General features: G+C 36.0%; 18 protein-coding genes. 8 read left to right on the forward strand and 10 right to left on the reverse strand.

The genetic code is table 11. The features are described from left to right. Positions 1-730 precede the first annotated feature (730 nt). Together LDK52_RS08720 and LDK52_RS08725 are read left to right on the forward strand one after the other, a co-directional pair. On the forward strand, positions 731-1,468 hold the full coding sequence (locus LDK52_RS08720) for an MgtC/SapB family protein (RefSeq protein WP_277585570.1): 738 nt from the start codon (positions 731-733) through the stop codon (positions 1,466-1,468). A gap of 13 nt (positions 1,469-1,481) precedes the next feature. Beyond that, a complete protein-coding gene (locus LDK52_RS08725) occupies positions 1,482-2,471 on the forward strand; it encodes a cation diffusion facilitator family transporter (RefSeq protein ID WP_277585571.1) in 990 nt (329 codons plus the stop codon). A gap of 98 nt (positions 2,472-2,569) precedes the next feature. Here LDK52_RS08725 and LDK52_RS08730 read toward each other — a convergent pair whose 3' ends face one another. The 4 genes from LDK52_RS08730 to pruA form a co-directional block, all read right to left on the reverse strand. After that, positions 2,570-3,733: an iron-containing alcohol dehydrogenase gene (locus LDK52_RS08730; RefSeq protein ID WP_277585572.1), complete on the reverse strand. Its 1,164-nt coding sequence runs from the start codon at positions 3,731-3,733 to the stop codon at positions 2,570-2,572. An 82-nt stretch (positions 3,734-3,815) separates the two neighbouring features. Further along, positions 3,816-5,060 carry a Glu/Leu/Phe/Val family dehydrogenase gene (locus LDK52_RS08735; RefSeq protein WP_277585573.1) on the reverse strand — a complete coding sequence of 415 codons (1,245 nt, stop codon included), beginning with the start codon at positions 5,058-5,060 and terminating at the stop codon, positions 3,816-3,818. A gap of 82 nt (positions 5,061-5,142) precedes the next feature. Then, on the reverse strand, positions 5,143-6,336 hold the full coding sequence (locus tag LDK52_RS08740) for an ornithine--oxo-acid transaminase (protein ID WP_277585574.1): 1,194 nt from the start codon (positions 6,334-6,336) through the stop codon (positions 5,143-5,145). 63 nt (positions 6,337-6,399) lie between these two features. Then, positions 6,400-7,944, reverse strand: coding sequence for an L-glutamate gamma-semialdehyde dehydrogenase (gene pruA, locus LDK52_RS08745; protein ID WP_277585575.1), 1,545 nt, complete (start codon positions 7,942-7,944; stop codon positions 6,400-6,402). 128 nt (positions 7,945-8,072) lie between these two features. Here pruA and LDK52_RS08750 point away from each other — a divergent pair, with 128 nt between their 5' ends. Beyond that, on the forward strand, positions 8,073-9,389 hold the full coding sequence (locus LDK52_RS08750; RefSeq protein WP_320415357.1) for an AAA-type ATPase lid domain-containing protein: 1,317 nt from the start codon (positions 8,073-8,075) through the stop codon (positions 9,387-9,389). A gap of 142 nt (positions 9,390-9,531) precedes the next feature. Here LDK52_RS08750 and yugI read toward each other — a convergent pair whose 3' ends face one another. The 3 genes from yugI to LDK52_RS08765 form a co-directional block, all read right to left on the reverse strand. Further along, positions 9,532-9,906 carry a S1 domain-containing post-transcriptional regulator GSP13 gene (gene yugI / locus LDK52_RS08755; protein WP_277585577.1) on the reverse strand — a complete coding sequence of 125 codons (375 nt, stop codon included), beginning with the start codon at positions 9,904-9,906 and terminating at the stop codon, positions 9,532-9,534. A gap of 74 nt (positions 9,907-9,980) precedes the next feature. Next, positions 9,981-12,098, reverse strand: coding sequence for a hypothetical protein (locus LDK52_RS08760; protein WP_277585578.1), 2,118 nt, complete (start codon positions 12,096-12,098; stop codon positions 9,981-9,983). Beyond that, complete coding sequence (locus LDK52_RS08765) at positions 12,088-12,645, reverse strand: RNA polymerase sigma factor (RefSeq protein WP_277585579.1); 558 nt, start codon at positions 12,643-12,645, stop codon at positions 12,088-12,090. The genes LDK52_RS08760 and LDK52_RS08765 overlap by 11 nt, the downstream gene beginning before the upstream one ends. A gap of 294 nt (positions 12,646-12,939) precedes the next feature. Between LDK52_RS08765 and LDK52_RS08770 the strand changes: the two genes are divergently transcribed. Further along, entirely contained in the window at positions 12,940-13,152 is a 213-nt protein-coding gene (locus tag LDK52_RS08770) for a helix-turn-helix domain-containing protein (RefSeq protein WP_277585580.1), read from the forward strand. Positions 13,153-13,196: 44 nt separating this feature from the next. On the opposite strand, the gene LDK52_RS08775 is transcribed toward LDK52_RS08770, so the two are convergent. Next, entirely contained in the window at positions 13,197-13,457 is a 261-nt protein-coding gene (locus tag LDK52_RS08775) for a DUF1871 family protein (protein WP_277585581.1), read from the reverse strand. Between the two features lie 77 nt (positions 13,458-13,534). Here LDK52_RS08775 and LDK52_RS08780 point away from each other — a divergent pair, with 77 nt between their 5' ends. Beyond that, positions 13,535-14,701 carry a MalY/PatB family protein gene (locus tag LDK52_RS08780; protein WP_277585582.1) on the forward strand — a complete coding sequence of 389 codons (1,167 nt, stop codon included), beginning with the start codon at positions 13,535-13,537 and terminating at the stop codon, positions 14,699-14,701. A gap of 104 nt (positions 14,702-14,805) precedes the next feature. On the opposite strand, the gene LDK52_RS08785 is transcribed toward LDK52_RS08780, so the two are convergent. Together LDK52_RS08785 and LDK52_RS08790 are read right to left on the reverse strand one after the other, a co-directional pair. Beyond that, positions 14,806-15,009, reverse strand: coding sequence for a hypothetical protein (locus LDK52_RS08785; RefSeq protein WP_277585583.1), 204 nt, complete (start codon positions 15,007-15,009; stop codon positions 14,806-14,808). A 16-nt stretch (positions 15,010-15,025) separates the two neighbouring features. Beyond that, positions 15,026-15,772 carry a peptidylprolyl isomerase gene (locus LDK52_RS08790; RefSeq protein ID WP_277585584.1) on the reverse strand — a complete coding sequence of 249 codons (747 nt, stop codon included), beginning with the start codon at positions 15,770-15,772 and terminating at the stop codon, positions 15,026-15,028. Between the two features lie 136 nt (positions 15,773-15,908). On the opposite strand from LDK52_RS08790, the gene LDK52_RS08795 reads away from it, so the two are divergent. The 3 genes from LDK52_RS08795 (at position 15,909) to LDK52_RS08805 (ending at position 19,798) form a co-directional block, all read left to right on the forward strand. Then, the gene (locus LDK52_RS08795) at positions 15,909-17,147 is read left to right on the forward strand and encodes an MFS transporter (RefSeq protein WP_277585585.1); all 1,239 of its coding nucleotides are present in this window, start codon (positions 15,909-15,911) and stop codon (positions 17,145-17,147) included. A gap of 150 nt (positions 17,148-17,297) precedes the next feature. Then, positions 17,298-19,151 carry a transglycosylase domain-containing protein gene (locus LDK52_RS08800; RefSeq protein ID WP_277585586.1) on the forward strand — a complete coding sequence of 618 codons (1,854 nt, stop codon included), beginning with the start codon at positions 17,298-17,300 and terminating at the stop codon, positions 19,149-19,151. Between the two features lie 221 nt (positions 19,152-19,372). Next, positions 19,373-19,798, forward strand: coding sequence for a hypothetical protein (locus LDK52_RS08805; protein ID WP_277585587.1), 426 nt, complete (start codon positions 19,373-19,375; stop codon positions 19,796-19,798). Positions 19,799-19,891: the final 93 nt, after the last annotated feature.

Raw genomic sequence — 19,891 nt, forward strand, 5'->3', positions numbered from 1 at the left:
CAGCGTTCGTCCTGAGCCAGGATCAAACTCTCCATAATAGTTACCTTCCGATCTGCGAAGCATTTCGAAAGGCAACAAATTAGAACTAGTTTAAAAGCTCATTTGTTTTGCTGGCATCATCATTAAATGATGTCAAAAATTGTTTTGCTATCAAACTAACAAAGTTAGTTGTCAAGCTGTATGCCTTAACGTTTTGCATGTTCAGTTTTCAATGTTCAATGTTCATGTTGTTCAAGTCGTTTTAGCGACTTTATTAGTATAGCTTATTCCAGATTTGATGTCAAACATTTTTTTGAAGTTTTTTAAGTTGTTTGTATCGCGTTCCGAAGGACAAGTATTAATATACATCGTATAGATATAAAAAGCAAGCCTTTTTATAAATATAACTTAAATATCTGCAAAACTCTTGTATTATCACTCCCTTGCTATAACTAAATTTGATTATTCAATAGAACCATTAAGCATCTTGCTATCCTCATAGCTATTTTCGACACTAGCCAAATCAAATGATGAAAGTATTCAAGACCTTAAAAATATTAGTTAGAGTAATAGAAAACCTTTCAATTGAAGAAATGAATTAAGAAATAGATCTCCTAAGTATAAACCAGTGCTTTATTTTAAAGACCCCTATCCTTATAATAAAAGAAACAAGTCTACCAAACTCTACTATTCCCTAATTAAAGCATTTATATAGTAGGTAGTCAAAAAAGTCCTCAACTCGCCAAAATAAATGAAGGAGGAATTATCGTTGGAATGGCTAAACTACCTAAGTGATTATACTGAAATTATATTCAAATTAATTTTTGCAGCATCTTTAAGTTTAATAATAGGTATAGAAAGGGAACTAAAGAAGAAGCCTATTGGATTAAAGACCAGTATAGTCATTGCTACATTTAGCTGTCTCCTAACTTACATATCCATCGAAGCTGCTTATAAAGCCGTTCCAAACGATGCTATAAATATTACGATGGATCCATTACGATTAGCTGCACAAATAGTGAGTGGCATAGGTTTCCTCGGAGCAGGAGTTATATTACGTAAAGGAAATGATAGTATAACCGGCTTAACCACAGCAGCTATGATTTGGGGGGCTGGAGGAATAGGAATAGCTGTTGGTGCAGGATTTTATATTGAATCAGCTCTTAGTGTGATTATTGTAATAGTAGGAATTGAAGTAATCCCTCCCCTTCTAACTAAAATTGGTCCAAAGCGCTTGAGATCAAAGGAACTATCTCTAAAAGTAATAGTGGGAAATCCAGAAAGTATTCCTAAAGTATATGACTTTTTACAAGGAAGCGGGGTTTATATAGAAAGTATACGCATTAAAGATGTCACTTCAGACAATAATACAGTTAAACACGAGATGGAAATGAGACTTTCCGTCGTCACCCAAAAAAATACCGTAGAATTCTACTCTACTATCAAAAAACAAAAGTTCGTTGAGTCGGTGGAAGTAGAATCTATTTAAGAGGAGTAATTATATGGCAGATTTTTTTAAATTATTAAAGGGTGGTAACAAACCTTCATTATTAGCAGCAGTTGTAAATACTGTAATAGCTATACTAAAAGGAGGAGCATTCTTTTTTACAGGGAATGTAGCAATGTTTGCAGAAATGATGCACTCTATCGGGGATGCCGCGAATCAGTTTTTCGTTTACATCGGTTCAGCATTATCTAAAAAAGCACCTACACCGAAATTTCCAAATGGTTTTGGACGTTTAGTAAATCTCGTTTGTTTAGGTGCTGTCATTATCGTTGGTATTTTATCTTATGAGACTATTATAGAAGGCTGGCATCATATACAACATCCAACTGAATCTACTGGTGTCGCTATCACGCTTAGTGTACTCGCTATTGCTATAATATTAGAATTTGCTGTTTTGTACAAAGCAGGGAAAGAAATCTTACATGAAATAGGAATTAAAGGAACACTTCTTTCTCCTCTTACTACTAGTTTTGCTAACTTAGATAGGGCTAAACCTGCGACAAAACTTGTCTTTATGGAAGATTTAGTCGCAACATCTGGAGGAATCCTAGCTTTTGTAGCTGTTCTAATTTCTCACTTCACTGGTTTCTTACAAGCAGAGGGTATAGCTTCTATTATGATTGGTATAATGATGTTCTATGTAGTAGGAAAAGTATTCCTTGATAATGCCCGTGGAGCACTTGGGGAAACAGATGAACAAATGCTTGTGCATATAGCGCATATTGTATCTGAAAACGAACATGTGACAGATATCCAAAAACTTGAAGTTATAAAAGAAGGAGAATTTCTTCACGTTGATATAATTTTAGAAATAGGTCCCGGATATTCTTTCGCTGAGGTGGATGATATTCGTGATGTCTTAAAAGAATTAATTCTAAATCAACAAGGAGTAACAGATATTTCTATCTCATTTGATGAGGATGATGGAATCAGAACATGGACTGAACATCGAGATGAGCATACTGTATTAAAAACACATAATTAAAAATAGTCGCACCATCTTATACAAACAAACACTTCCCATAAGTAAAATCTAAGAAAACCACATGACGAATTTCCGTCATGTGGTTTTTATTCATGCTATTAAAGACAAGCAGTTAGAATAGATTTTGTATCCTCTGCATTTAACTTATTGAAATTACCATAATTGCCATAAACCATTGCCTTTTCTACCATAAGGTCAATTTGGCTATCATCTATATTATAGTCGGCTAATTTAGAAGGGGCATTTAATGACTTCCAAAATTCTTCAAGGCGGTCAATTCCTTCATAAGCTACCTCTTCTATAGATTTACCTTCTGCTTTCACTTTAAAGACATTCGTCGCAAGCTTAGCAAAACGTTGTGGATTTACTTTAACGTTATGACGCATCCACCTAGGGAAAACGATCGCTAATCCCCCACCATGTGGAATATCATAAACAGCTGAAATTGCATGTTCTAAGTTATGACTTGCCCAGTCACCGTTGTAGCCCATTTGAAGGAAGCCATTTAACCCTATTGTACCTGCAAATAATATTGTTTCGCGATTCTCATAATTTGTTAGGTCATTGATAAGTTTTGGTCCTACTTCTATAACAGTGCGAAGAGCTCCTTCTATTAACTCGTCTTGAACTGGTGTATTGGTTGCATTATGATAATATTGCTCAAACATATGGGACATCATATCCACTATTCCGTAAACTGTTTGATCAAGAGGAACTGTGAATGTGTTAACAGGATCTAAAATGGAGAACTTCGGAAAAACTAATGGACTTCCCCAGCCAAATTTTTCGAGAGTATTTTCATTTGTAATAACAGAGCCAGAATTCATCTCTGAACCAGTTGCAGCAAGTGTTAATATTGTTCCAAAAGGCAAAGCTTCTTGCGGAACAGCTTTACGTGTAACAAAATCCCAAGGATCGCCATCATACTTTGCTGCTGCTGCGATAAGTTTCGTACAATCAATCACGGAACCCCCACCAACCGCAAGGATAATGTCAATTCCTTCCTTTTTGCAGATTTCTGCTCCTTTTATAGCTGTCGATAATCTAGGATTAGGTTCTACTCCTGCTAATTCAAAAATTTCCATTTCTGCTTCTTTCAATTCAGCCATAACGCTATCGTATAAACCATTTTTCTTGATACTACCTCCACCGTAAACAACTAGGACTTTGTTGCCGTATGAAGATAATTCACCTTTCAACTTACTTAGTTGATCTTTACCAAATATTAATTTTACCGGGTTATAAAATGAAAAAGCGTTCATCTAACATCCTCCTCTTTCCATACTCTCTTTATAATAATAAAAACCGCTCGTATAATACAAGCGGTTCAACTTACTTATAATTTTATACCCAACCACGGAAACGTGATGCTTCTGCAGTTTTACGTACACCTACCATATATGCAGCTAGACGCATATCAATATTACGAGTTGATGCAACTTCATAAATATTTGCGAATGCATCTACCATTTTCTTGATTAGTTTTTCATCAACTTCTTCTTCTGTCCAGTAATAACCTTGGTTATTTTGAACCCACTCAAAATAAGAAACAGTTACGCCTCCAGCACTAGCTAAAACATCAGGGACCAATAGAATTCCTCGATCATAAAGGATTTTAGTACCTTCTGTTGTAGTTGGACCATTTGCAGCCTCTACTACAATTTTCGCTTTAATGTTATGAGCGTTTTCAGCAGTAATTTGGTTTTCAATAGCAGCTGGAACTAAAATATCACAATCTAATTCTAATAACTCTTGGTTAGAAATCGTATTTTCAAATAGAGTTGTTACAGTCCCAAAGCTATCACGACGATCTAATAGATAGTCAATATCTAAACCGTTTGGATCATGTAAAGCGCCGTAAGCATCGGAAATAGCAATAACTTTTGCCCCTTGATCACTTAAAAACTTAGCTAAGAAGCTTCCTGCATTTCCAAATCCTTGGATAACAACGCGTGCACCTTGCATATCAATATCGCGTTTTTTTGCAGCTTCGTTGATAATAATTGTAACACCTTGAGCTGTCGCACGGTCGCGTCCTTGTGAACCACCAAGTACTAGTGGTTTACCCGTGATAAAGCCTGGTGAATTGAATTGGTCAATACGACTATATTCATCCATCATCCATGCCATAATTTGAGCATTGGTAAATACGTCTGGAGCAGGGATGTCTTTTGTCGGACCAACGATTTGTCCAATAGCACGTACATATCCACGGCTTAGACGTTCGATTTCTCCCATTGACATTTCACGTGGGTCACAAGTAACTCCACCTTTTCCTCCACCATAAGGAAGGTCAACAATACCAGCTTTTAGGGTCATCCACATAGATAGAGCTTTCATTTCATCTGGTGTTACTCCCGGATGAAAACGTATGCCACCTTTTGTAGGTCCAACAGCATCATTATGCTGTGAACGATATCCAGTAAAAACTTTCGTTGTGTTGTCATCCATACGTACAGGAATACGAACTTCTAACATACGTAGTGGTTCTTTCAATAATTCATACATTGCTTCGTCATAACCAAGTTTGTGCAGAGCCTCTTTAATAACAGCTTGAGTTGATGTGAACAGGTTTAAATTTTCAGCCATTTTCTATTTTCGCCTCTTTAATTCATAATTATTTCTTCGGAACCATTGTAACATATAATTAATAATATTTGTCTATCAATTATTATTTATTGAATACTTTCTGAATTCTTTCGATTGCCCAATCTAACTCTTCTTTAGAAATGATTAAAGGTGGAGCAAAACGAATTACTGTATCATGAGTCTCTTTACATAATAATCCAAGTTCTTTTAAGTCTTCACAGAATGGACGCGCTTCTACTGTTAACTCCATTCCGATAAATAAACCACGACCACGGATGTCTTTAATAGAAGGATGCTTAATTTCTTTCAATGCATCCATAAAATAATTACCTAATTCTAGAGAGCGATCAGCTAATTTTTCATCTACCAATACGTCTAATGCAGCTATTGAAACCGCACATGCCATTGGGTTACCGCCAAATGTAGATCCATGAGAACCTGGGTTAAATACATTTAGAATTTCTTTATTTGCAACGATACATGAGATGGGGAAAACTCCACCGCCTAATGCTTTTCCTAGAATGTACATATCAGGGTCGATTTCTTCCCATTCACATGCAAACATTTTACCAGTGCGGCAAAGACCGGCTTGGATTTCATCAGCAATAAATAACACGTTATTTTCACGACATAATTCTAGAGCAGCCTTCATGAAACCAGCTGGAGGAATAATAATTCCTGCTTCTCCTTGAATAGGTTCGATTAAAAATGCAGCTGTATTTGGAGTAATTGCCTCTTTTAGCGCTTCTAAATCACCATATGGAATTAGTTTAATACCTGGAAGCATTGGTCCGAATCCACGTTTGTATTCAGGGTCAGATGAAAGTGAAACAGCTCCCATAGTACGACCGTGGAAATTTCCGTTACAAGCAATTACTTCTGCCTGGTCTGCTTCTACGCCTTTTACATCATATGCCCATCTGCGAGCTGCTTTAAATGCAGTTTCTACAGCTTCCGCACCCGTATTCATCGGTAATACCATATCTTTTCCTGTTAACTCACTAACTTTTTCATACCATGGACCTAATTGGTCATTGTGGAATGCACGAGAAGTTAAAGTAACACGATCCGCTTGGTCTTTTAATGCTTGAATAATTTTCGGATGACGATGCCCTTGGTTTACTGCCGAATAGGCTGAGAGCATATCCATGTATTTGTTACCTTCTGGATCTTTTACCCAAACTCCTTCAGCTTCAGAAACTACTATTGGAAGTGGGTTATAATTGTTTGCACCATATTTGTTTGTTTGTTCGATCATTTTTGATGAAATAGTCATGTATACATTACCCCTTTTATTTAAAATGAAGGCAGACTTCAAAATGAGTCTGCCATTGAAGCATTAAAGCATTTCAGATGTAGTTTTTGCTTGCATATGAAGTTGGACGTAATCCGGTCCGCCAGCTTTTGAATCTGTACCAGACATATTGAATCCACCGAATGGTTGGTATCCAACAATCGCACCTGTACATCCACGGTTGAAGTATAAATTCCCAACGTGGAACTCTTCGCGCGCTTTTTCTTGGTTCAAACGATTATTTGTAATAACCGCTCCTGTTAACCCATACTCCGTGTTATTAGCAATTTCTAATGCTTCATCGAAATCTTTTGCTTTTGAAATACCGACCACTGGTCCAAAGATCTCTTCTTGCATTATACGTGCTGTTGGAGATAGGTCCGCGATTACAGTAGGTTGGATAAAGAATCCTTTCGAATCATCACCAGTACCACCAGTAACTAGACGACCTTCTTCTTTACCAATTTCGATATAGCCCATAATTTTTTCGAATGAAGCGCTATCGATCACTGGTCCAACGAAATGCTCATCACTATCAGGAATACCAACTGTTAAAGCATTTGTTAATTCTTCAACGCGGTTTACCACTGTATCGTAAACGTCTTCTACAATCACTGCACGTGAACAAGCAGAACATTTTTGACCACTGAAACCGAATGCAGATTTCACAATAGATTGAGCTGCCAATTCTAAATCAGCATCTGAATCGACTACGATTGTATCTTTACCACCCATTTCAAGAATAGAACGTTTAATCCATATTTGCCCTGAAGCTAATTTAGAAGATTTTTCTACGATTCCTAGGCCAACATCACGAGAACCCGTGAAGCTGATAAGACGAGTGCGTGGGTGTTCTACCATGAAGTCCCCTATTTCAGCACCAGAACCTGGGATGAAGTTAACTACTCCTGGAAGCATACCTGCTTCTTCTAATACTTCTACAAATTTATAAGAAACAACTGGAGTTGTAGAAGCTGGTTTTAATAGTACAGTGTTACCTGCTACCATTGCAGCAACAGTAGTACCAGCCATGATTGCAAATGGGAAGTTCCAAGGTGAAATTACAACAGCAACACCTAGTGGAATATAGTTATATTGGTTATATTCACCAGGACGGCTTTCAACTGGTGCACCATTTTTTAAACGTAACATTTCACGACCATAGTATTCTAAGAAGTCAATACCTTCGGCAACTTCTACATCAGCCTCAACCCAAGTCTTTCCAGTTTCTCTTGATAAAAGAGCAGAGAATTCGAATTTACGACGACGAATAATTGCTGCTGCTTTAAAAAGAACATCTGCGCGAATTTCAGGCTTAACTTTTTTCCACGTTTTGAATGTTTCATCCGCAATATCCATAGCTTTAGAAGCAATCTCTTGCGTTGCTTTAGAAACAGCACCAACTAGTTCTTCTTTTTTAGCTGGATTATAAGATTTTATTTTAGCTTCTGTAGTAATACGTTCTCCACCTACGATTAATGGGAAATCATTTCCTAGGTATGCATCAACTACTTTGTAGCCCTCTTGTATTGCTTTTTTATTTTCTTCTTTCGAAAAATCCGTGAACGGTTCATGTTTGTAAGGTATCAATTTTATATCCTCCTTTGAATTGGGTGCAAATAATATTTGCAGTTTGAATTAGTTTACATATATAATAATGCAAAAGATTGTTGCGTTAATCAAGTAAAAAATTTAAAAAAGTGAAATATTTTTTTGAGGTGAGCAATTTGGACGAACAAATAAAAGACTTTCTACCCTTTTATAAATTTGCAACAGAGCAAGTAGCAGTAGGCATCCACGCTATTGACGTATCCGGCAAAACAATTATTTACAACGAAAAAATGAAAGAAATTGAAGGTCTAAATTTAACAGATGTTGTCGACCGATCTATCTTTGAACTTTTCCAATTTGAACAGCAAGAAAGTACTTTGCTAAAAGTTTTGCATAGTGGAGAACCAGTTTTACGTGCTAAACAGACTTACTGGAATCGAAATGGACAAGAAATAACTACTATTAATGATACATACCCTGTTTGGCAAGATGAAACACTTGTTGGGGCAGTTGAATTCTCTCGTGATATAACTGCTTTAGAACGATTAATCTATCAGCCATTAAAACGTTACAATGAAGCCATCACCCTTTCTAGTATTACAGCTGTTTCGACAGACATGCAGGAAGTACTAGAACGTTCGATGAAAGCTGCACATGTACGAATGCCTGTCCTTTTAGTTGGAGAAGCTGGTACTGGCAAGGATTTAATAGCTGAAGGTATTCACAATCAACTTTCACCTGTAAATAAACAGTTTATTTCTCTGTATTGCCATAGTTCAGATAGTTTTTTAATACGTAAATTTAAAAAAGAGCTTACTGAAATCTTGGACTGTACAATATTTTGTGAAAGAATTGATTTATTATCCATAGAATTACAAAATGAACTTTTGCAAATTCTTATTGCCAATGAAACACGACAAAATTTATATATAGCAAGCATTGGCGAGGATCCAGTTGATCTTATTTCTTCGAACAAGTTGAGTAAGGAGCTATATTATTACTTTGCACAAATAACCATCAGCGTCCCACCTTTACGCAAACGCACGGAGGACATACTACCTTTTACACATGATTACTTTAATCGATATTTAAATCGCTATGGCTCGACGATCAATAACATTGATGAAGATGTTGTTCAAGCTTTTTTGAAGTATGAATGGCCAGGCAATCTAAAGGAGTTGGAACTACTCCTGGATGAGATTAGTTCTATGGTAACTACTGAGCAAGTATTGAAATTTGATATGCTGCCTCTACACTTCAAGCTGAAGGTTCAGGATTTTAATGAGTCTTCAAGGAAAGCGGAGGATTTTGTCATCACTTCTGATAAAGAATTGGTTCCACTGGATGAGTATTTACGCTCCGCAGAAATGTATTATTTACAAAAAGCGTTAGATAAATTCGACGGTAATATAACAAAAGCTGCTGAAGCACTGGGAATGAGCCGACAGAATTTACAATACAGAATAAGGAAGATGAAACGATAAGTTAACCTTTTTGCGCAAAATAAAGTAGTTAAGAATTCTGCAGTCTGCATTATTTAATAGAAAAAGCAAGAATGAGTTCACTGACGAACAACATTCTTGCTTTTTTCATACAGGTGGACCTCTGCGTGAGCCCATCCATACTTTATAGTGCTGATTTTTTTATCCAGTCGCCTAATTTTTCTTTCAAAGTATTAAATCCTTCTTCATCATGTTCATCTACTCGATCTTGAAGTGATCTCCGGGGTCTGTCATCACGTTTAGGGAGTGAGGGTTTTTCTTGGAGCTCTCTCATGGACAAGCTAATTTTTCCAGCTTCGCCGTCAATCTCTAGAATTTTCACCTCTACCTCTTGCCCTACAGTTAAAAATCCTTCCACTTCTTTTACATACCCGTATGTTATTTCTGAAATATGCACTAGGCCCTGTGTTTGCTCGTCTAAACTAACGAAGGCACCGTATGGTTGAATCCCTGTAACTTTACCCGTGACAACATCTCCTACCTTATAATTTTGAGTCATAATCCGTTCCTACTTTCTTATATACGTTATAGTCATGTTAAATTATAACATAGTAGGAAGTATGACGGCAAAAGTCACTGTGTTGGCATAAACGGTGGTCTCCATCCATTGTCGGTTGGGATTAGTTGAAAGCCAATGATAATATCTTGTTCGTCTGGGTACTTCGTTAATGTAACAACTCCCTCTCCATTTAATTTTTTTTCAAATTTCATTTCTTTAAATACTAGCCTAATGTCTTCTATATATTGATGCTCTGCATTCATGTATTCATCTTTGGGTATCTGAATCCGCCCTTCTTCCTTAATATATAGCTCATACTGTGTTTCAAAATCCTTTAGCTGAGCTGAATAATAGTACAAACCTACAATTTCTGAAGGGGTAGCCTCTTTTAAAACTGTTTGATCATATGTTCGTACAAAGGATTTATATAAATCCTGAATGCGCTGAAGAAGTTTATCATCCACTGGTTCTACTTTACTTATTAAGTAATCTTCTTCCCCTTGAATTCTCCATATATCATCATTTTCTAGGCGGAGAAGAATATCGTAGCTAACTTGATTTCCTTTTTCCTGTCCAATATAGGTTTTCAAATTATTTTTGTCCGGGGTTAAATATTCTTTGTTGAAGTAAAGATTTTTAGCACTGTCTCCAATAATATTTTGTAGAGTTGGATTCTCTACAAATTCTTCTTTCTTATATTCATTTTTAAAAGCACTAGTCATCAATTCCCACATCATTTCATGGTTATCTTGCCCATCAGCATAATGGTATAAGAGAGTGATATCCAATGGTCCCGCTCCGTGTAACATTAGCGGATTAAAGTTTTCATTGAACTTTTTATATAACTCATGAATTCCATACATTGTATACGGTGTTTCTAAGCTTTTCTCTACTCCGTCAGGCAGTATAGATAACCAGTCTAATTTGTTAATTTCTAGTTCGTTATCCAAAGCTAAGAGGTAATAATCTCTCAGTTGCTCTATGTCTAATAGTTTATACGTCTCATTGTAGGTCCAATCACTTGATTTCATTGAAGCAACTACCGGTTTCATAAAAGTAGCCAATGGTGATACACCTGGAATATTCACTAGTGTTTCCCAAGCCATATGGGCTTCGATATTTATTTTATTGTCATCATTTAAGATTTCACCAATGTCAGATGGGAAAATAATCATTTCTGCTAACTCAAAGTAATGATTTTCAAAGCGAGAATGCATTGCCGAATTTTCACTTGTATTTAGTAATGTAAATTCTATACTAGCTAAATAATAGCCTAGTTGAGATAATTCCTGCTCCTCTACTAGAGTGGCTATCCCATAACCTGGGATTAAATCATAAATTCCTAAATAACGCGCCTCATTTTCATCTAAAACGGAGAAAAGGTCTCTTGTGAATAAGGCCAAATCAGGTTTAATTTGAAATTTTGTTCCTTCCGCATTAACTGCTAATTTTAATCCCTGCTTAGGTAAAACTTCAATCATGCTCTTTATTTCTTCGGGGATATTGTATCGATTGGCAATCAGCACATGTTCACTTAGTCTTCCTTCATGTTTTGCTATTTTGAGAGCCTCTTCATTGTCCCAAAGTTTTTGTTCATAGTAGGCCATTAAATGTTCCGTTTTAGTGACAAAGTCATCCACAAAATAGGAGCTTTCTTTGCTATCTAATTTGCCTAAATTTTTAGCTACCTTTATCATTTCAGAAGGAAGATTTAACCCTTCAATAGCTAAATCATATGCCTCTTTAACAGAAATATTATCATTCTTACCTTCTAAGGTTCCAGGTTCAATCTGCGAGGCGAAAATATTGTCGGCGTACTGTACAAAACCTAATGAAGTAAAATCATCTACATTCATCTGAAGCATATGTTGACGTTTAATTCGTTCGTCTTGATAACGTTTCCTCCATTTTTCAATTTCTTCATCACTGTAGTTTTCATCGCTAGTTGTTGTTTCATCTGACTCAGTTAAATAAGCTGTTCCCAAAATTCCAATCACAAACACACTCGCTACGCTCACTGCCCACACTGTAATTCGTTGACGCTTGGATCCTCTGGTTTTCTTTTCTATTGGAAGAACATTTTTCTCATTTTCTATTTTTGTTAAAATCTCTTCCGTATCTAAAGTTGAAGGCAATCGATCATAGGATGATTTTAAAAGATTTAAGCGTTCTTCTAATTGTTTATCGTCCATGCTTTACTCCTCCACTCATCTGTAATCTTGATTTTAATAATGCTTTTGCCCTCATTAAACGTATTTTGACCGTCGATAAGGGTACATTTAATACTTCTGCAATTTGTTCATACGATAATTCATGGAAGTAAAACATGATGATCGGATGACGATATTTTTCATCCAGTGATTGAATCGCATGATGGAGTTCGCGGTCTTCTTCAAATACTAATACTCGGTCTTCTGCGGATTTTGACGTATAGCTTTCTCTTACTTCTACATTTAACTTTTGTCCCTTTTCTTTTTCTTTTATTTCTTTTCGATAATAATCTCTAGCTGAATTTAAGGTGATTTTGTATAACCATGTCGTAAATCGGTCACGCTGAAACTGATGTAAAAATCTATATAGCTTCACAAATACTTCTTGAGTTATATCCGGTATGTCATTGACCTGAACGCCACATTGAAATGCAAACTTTTCAACGGTCCTATAATGTATATGTATGAGTTCTGTATATGCTGCCTTGTCCCCTTGTTGGGCTCGTTCTATTAACTCAAGCTCTAACATAGGCCTCCCTCTCTCTCTGTTTCTCTATTGATGATACGAAAGATTATTCTAGATTGTTTCACAGATCACAATGCATTTTAGAAATAGTTGTATCAATTTGGATTAAGTCTAAATATGATAGAAGGAAACATGAGTACCTGAGTTTCCGGATTCCTTATATTCTTAGTTGGAATTCCTAGTGCCATAATTTTTGGTGTATTTAATGTAATAAATGTTCTTTTTCTGACATTAATATCAAAAGTTCTAAGAGGAATTATGTTACAATATAATAATTGAGATAGGGGTGGATGAATCATGAAGATAGATTTACATGAGCAATTACGTCAATTACGAGAAGAGCGTAACCTTTCACTAGAAACGCTTGCATTAAAAACAAGAATTGGTACTGGGAAGCTAGAAGCATATGAATCAGGCGTAGAGAAGCCTTCCGTACAAACCATCTTAAAATTATCCAATGCACTTGAAGTTCCCGCCTCTAACCTATTGGATGGACTGAAAGAAGCTTAATAATACAAAAAAGCTTTCGGCTTAAAAACCGAGAGCTTCTTCATTTATATTATACATTTCATTTCGTATTTTAATGCTATTAGCTTGTATGATATATCTACACATTTTTCTAATGGAATCCATTCTTCAAAAGAATGTTCATAAATTGCCTGAATTCGTTTCGCCAATTCAGATGGATGATCGATATTTTGTAAATAGGCGACTACATCTGCCGTTTCAGTCTCATAGGCATTTTCTCCAATGTGGAATGGATCCCATTGTTGCAATGTCCAAACAGCTTTTCTATTCATTTCAATTGTGTCCATTTTAGTTTCACCTGTCTAGTTTTATTAGATAGCGTTATAATAACAATAATAAATACAAATTGAAAGGGGAAATTTCATTGTCCATATTTTCCACTGTTTTTAATCGACGAAAAACATATTCTGCAAAATGGGATATGTTAGAACAAGTATACTCTATTCAAGATGCTTCTGAAGTACTCCCTATGTGGGTCGCGGATATGGATTTCGCCATCCCTTCCGTAATAATTGATGCACTTCAAAAACGCATGGAACATCCAGTATTTGGTTATACGATGGTGCCGGAACAAACGAAATCATCCCTTACTAAATGGGTTGCAGACAAGCACCAACTTACAATAGAAAATGAATGGATTTTGTTCCGCCAAGGAGTCATTCCAGGCATAGCAGAAGCTATTGAATCCTTCACTGAAGTTGGGGATAAAGTGCTCATACATACACCTGTCTACCCTCCATTTGTAAGTGTTCCTACGAATTTAGGTAGAGAAGTAGTCACTAGCCTGTTAATAGAAAAGGATAATTCCTATGAAATGGATTGGGATTCATTTGAAAACTGTTTAAAAGATGATGTTAAAGCTTTCATACTATGTAATCCACATAATCCTGGCGGAAAGGTATGGAGTAAAGATGACTTAACGAAAATGGCGACACTTTGTCAGCAATATAATGTATTAGTTTTGTCCGATGAAATCCATTCTGATCTCATTTTCGAACCGAATAAGCATACTCCTATGCTTAATGCTGCGGAAGATTCAACTAACATCATCACTTTTTTTGCTCCAACTAAAACATTTAATCTTGCAGGAATTCAAGCTGCCGCTATGGTTGTTCCTGATGAACAAAAACGAACGGTATTAGAAAAACTTGCGATGAGCCGCGGATATATGGATTTGAATGTATTCTCACTTACAGCTCTTCAAACTGCCTATGAACAAGGTAATCCTTGGCTTGAGGAACTATTAGAAGTATTGACTGTGAATATGGACTATGTGGTGGATCATCTGTCGAAATTAGAGGGCATCAAAGTTTCTAAACCAGAGGGTACTTATTTAGTTTGGATTGATTACCGTGGGACTGGCCTTTCCGAAAAGGAAATAATGAATCGTCTATTAACGATTGGAAAGCTCGCTCTCGAGCCAGGTTCTAAATATGGAAAAGCTGGTGAGGGATTTTTGCGTATGAATTTGGCTTGTCCGCTTTCTATTGTTGAAGACGGTGTAGAACGCTTTGTAAGATCACTTCAATAAATGTAATTTGAAAGCTAATGTCTAAAATACGAAAGACATTCCATTCAAGGAAGGTCTTTCGTATTTTCATCTGTTATAGATGTCAAATATCAGTATAAAGACTATTATTTTAGTTCATCTTTTTTGGCTTGCATAATTCTTTCTTCTAAAATCCTTGCTTTTTCTGCATCTTTTTTAGATTTTTTTTGCAGCCATCTAAAAACAAATACACAAAGAGCAACTAAAACAACTAATTCTATTACTACAGGTATATATTCCGATTTATCTTCTGGAAAATACAAAAAAGCTAGATGTAAAAACGAAAACATATATACACTCCTCTAATTATTTCTGAACAATTTCGATTGAATCTATCGTAATATCTACAACTGGTTTATCATTAGCGCCTTTTTCAACTGCTGCGATTTGATCCACTATATCTAAGCCTTCAATAACTTGTCCAAATACTGTATGTTTTTGATCAAGATGCGGCGTTCCACCCATTTCTGCATAAGCTTCGGCAATTTCTTTTGGCCATCCACCGTCAATCATTTGCTGCGCAGTTGCTGGTGGTTCAGAAGCTTGAACGATGAAAAATTGACTTCCATTTGTATTTGGTCCTGCATTTGCCATCGAAAGAGCTCCTCTTAAATTAAAGAGATTCACCGAGAACTCATCCTCAAATTCTGCTCCGTAAATACTTTCTCCGCCCATGCCGGTACCAGTTGGATCTCCACCTTGAATCATGAAATCTTGAATAACTCGGTGAAATATCATTCCATCATAATAACCATTTTCTGCATGTGTTAAGAAATTCTCCACTGTTTTTGGTGCTTGTTCTGGGAATAATTTAATCTTAATTGATCCCATTGATGTATTCATCGTAACTAAGGCTTCATTTGAAGCAACCTCTTTAGAAAGTTGTGGATACAAAGTTATCTCTCCTTCTTGTTGAGTTTCCGTATTTTTATTAGTATCTTCTGTTACTATCTCTTTTTTCGATGCAGTGGAATCATTGGAATCTGTTGACCCACAAGCACTTAAAAAGAATATAGTTGTTGCTGCACCTATTAATATTAATAACTTTTTCATGAATTAATCACCCCAAATTAGTTTACCATAACAGTACATCAAAATTCAGCAACAAAGTATCTAACTTTCTTAGACACACGAAATGTTCTATACTAGTAATAGAACTGTTACGCATCAAAAGAAGGAAGGGATATCGATGAGCGTACAAAAACGAAATTTTGCGATCATGTGGTTTTCTATCTTTCTAGTTTCAGCCACTATGACAATGATTATGCCATTCTTATCATTATATATAAGTACGATGGGTGATTTCACAGCAGCTTATGTCCAAAAGTGGTCCGGGCTCGTGTTCGGTGCTACATTTGTTTCTGCATTTTTAATGTCACCTATTTGGGGAAGAATCGCAGATAAGTATGGATATAAACCAATTTTAATCATTAATGGGTTTGGGATTGCCATTAGTGTTTTGCTAATGGGGTTTGTTAATTCTGTAGAAGCCTTCTTTGTCCTACGTTTATTTATGGGGATTGTTACTGGATTTATCCCTACCTCCTTAGCATTTATAAGCTCCCAAACTGCAAAGAATGTTGCTGGAAAAACGATGGGTACATTACAAATGGGTAGTGTTTCAGGTACATTATTCGGTCCTATCATCGGTGGATTATTAGCAGATACATTCGGCTTCCAATATACATTTATGATTACTGCAACAGCTGTTTCTATCGCTGCGTTAATCGTACTTTTTGGTATTCATGAAGTTCGCAAAGAGAGAAAAGCTGGTGATCATGAATATTCTAGAAAGACTGTTATTTCAGGTATATTTCATCATCGTCTCATCTTAAATGTCCTAATGATTACTTCGTTGATCCAAATTGGACTATTTAGTATACAACCCCTGCTATCCTTATATGTTTCTCAATTAACAGACTCTAAAGAAGTTGCCCTCCTTGCAGGTATAACCTTTAGTGCAACCGGAGTTGGAAGTCTATTATTTGCTAGAACTTGGGGGAAACTCGGTGATTCAATTGGATATGAAAAAATATTATCCTTTCTACTAATTCTTGCTTTCGTGTTTATCATTCCGCAGGCATTCGTTTCCGAACTATGGCAGCTAGTCATCCTACGTTTCTTATTTGGCATTGCCGCCGGTGGATTAATACCAATCACAACTGCTCTAATACGGAGAGAGTCCCCGATTGAGGTACAAGGTGAACTAATGGGTTATAATACGAGTTTCCGCTTTTTAGGTAATATTATCGGACCAATGTTTGGCGGATTTATCAGTGGATATATCGGTATTTCATCTGTCTTTTTTGTTACCGGATCGCTGTTCTTGATCGCATTTACCATTATTTACTTCGCCAGAAAGAAACCACGAATAGATTTTGAGGATGTATTAATAGAAGAAGAGGAAATGCAAGCCAAATTATTGTGAAGATAGCACACTTTCAATTTAGAAAGTGTGCTATTCTTTTTATTAGAAAAGAAAATATAGCTATTTACTCATTATTTGTCCAGCTCCAGCGCCTATCCCTTCGAGTCGCTTGCTCTTTTCTTATTAGATTATTGAATTGGAGTGCGACTCATGCGTCAGACAATCGGATATATTATCATTCTTCTTTGCTTTCCACTTATTTGGCTGTTATATTCCTATATCCATAGTGAGACGCAAACTGCCTCTGAGTTTAAAGAAGATTTAAAAGTTGCAATCCCCCTTAATACACCAATTATTACATCGCCTATTGTTCTATTAGATAAAGATAACGAAATTTTCTCGGAGGATTATGTTGAGTGGCGAGATCCTCTACCATTAGAATCTATTCCTCTCTTCGTTCAAGAAGTGCTTATTCAAAGTGAAGATGTAGAGTTTTATAATCATATTGGCTTTAATTTTAGCGCGATTTTTCGTGCTGTTTTTGCAAATGCAGCAGCAAATGCAAGCGACCAGGGAGCAAGCACAATCACTCAGCAATTAGTGAGGTTAAGATACTTATCTACAGAAAAAACGTATGAACGGAAAGTCACAGAACTAGTCTACGCATACGAGATGGAAAAACATTCGAACAAAGAGCAAATACTAGAAAACTATCTAAACGAAATATATTTTAGTAACCAAGTGTATGGAATTGGCGCAGCCGCAACCTATTATTTTGGTAAACCATTAGGTGAATTAACTGAAGCACAACAAGTATTTATTAGTGCTATTCCAAATAATCCATCCGTTTATAATCCATTGAAAAATTTTGAAGCTACTAAAAATCGGCAAGAATTGTTGATTGATATTTTAGTGAAGAACGATAAAATTTCTACAGAGCATGGGAATGGGTTAAAAAATGAGCCTATTGTTCTTCAAACTAAAACAAAAACACAATTGTATCCAGTTTATAGTACGTATGTATTAGACGAATTAAAGTCTTTAATCAGTACAAGTGAGGGATTTCAAGAGAAAATTGAATCCGCCTCAAACGAACAGCAAGCACAGTTTTTCAAAAATGAATTACAAACTCGCGTGAATGAAGTAATTTCTCAGGGCCTAATTGTACATACCGCTTTAGACCCACACAAACAAAAAGAAGATGTAGCTTATATCGATAGCCTCCTGCATCAAACAAAAGATTTACAAGCTGCTTCTGTAGTTATTAATAATGAAACAAGAGAAATTGTCAGTATGTACGGCGGGAAGGATTATAAAAAGTTTGATTTTAACCGGGCAAATCAAGCAGTGAGACAACCTGGATCCGCTTTAAAACCCTTACTTGTGTATGGACCAGTTTTTGAAACGACTTCATTAACTCCTAACAACGAAGTAAGTGGGGGTAAATTATGTATTGGGGATTATTGTCCTCAAAATTATGGAGGAGCCGTATACGGAAATGTTACCTTAAAACAAGCTTTTCGTTTTAGCCATAACACTCCCGCTGTGCGTCTATTGCAAACCGTCGGGATTGAAGATGCCTTTGCGAAGTTAGAGCAATTCCAATTTGATCATTTAATCGAGGAAGATCATACCTACCCTGCTGCTCTTGGTGGTTTGACGAATGGAGTAACAGTGCTCGAAATGGCGGACGCTTATACAGGCTTTATTAACGGAATGTATAAACCTGCCCATGCTATTCGCAAAGTAACAAACAAGAGTGGTGATATTCTATATGAATGGAAAGAAGAAAAGATCGAAGTATGGTCTCCTAAAACTGTAAATATAATGAGAGACTTACTGGCAGATGTAGTAGTTAATGGGACTGGTAAAGGTTTATCAATGACCGCTCCTTATGTTGGAGCTAAAACAGGAACGACAAATGACTTTTATGATTACTGGGTTGCTGGACTTTCCGATACACATACTTCGGCAGTATGGATTGGCTATGATATGCCACAAAATATGAAGCCAATAGAATCTAAAAAGATTCATCATAAGATATTTAACCAAATCATGAATTGAGTAAATAGAGACGAAAAAATGAGCTTGAGATGTTTCTCCAAGCTCATTTTTCTATACAAAATAAAGCCTAATCGGGTCATTTTAGGCTCTGTTGAAGAATAAAGTAGATTTTAGATACCTCTCTCGAAATTTTACTAATTAAAGTGTCCACCCTAAAAGATATAGGAATAGTACGTCGCTAGATCAAATAAAATGATAACAGGTAGAAATGAGGTGATTGTATGTTAGAAAAACTTAGAAAAATTAATCTAAAAACTGCTGTAATCATGGGGATTACTTTTTATTCTTTGACTATCTTAATCCATCTTCTTATTTTAAGTGGGATTATTCCATTCACATGGGTTAATGGTGGACGGTCTGAATCCTTCGCTACTCAACTACCAATATCTATAGTAAATATTGTTATTTCTATTTTTGGAGGAATTTTTACACTGTTTGTTGGCAGAAATATACTAAGTAAATACAAAAGGGCACTAACCATTATATGTTGGCTTTTTGTTGTACTTTGGTCAGTTGGGTTTATACAACAATTGTTAGGTACACCTTTTGAAAAAATGATTTGTTCGTTTATATTGTTGCTAGGAGTCATCTCGAACTTCCGTATGGCGATTGAAAAAAGAATAACACTTAAATTAACAAATTCATGAAAAAAAGTGCTTTAAGTTAAGGATACTTCTTCAGTATAAATTTCTTCATGGAGGACCTTTCTAAAATGGTATTTATTGCCCACCTAATCGTTT

Origin of the sequence: Psychrobacillus antarcticus, assembly GCF_029533155.1 — a bacterium.
GTDB classification, from domain to species: Bacteria; Bacillota; Bacilli; order Bacillales_A; family Planococcaceae; genus Psychrobacillus; species Psychrobacillus antarcticus.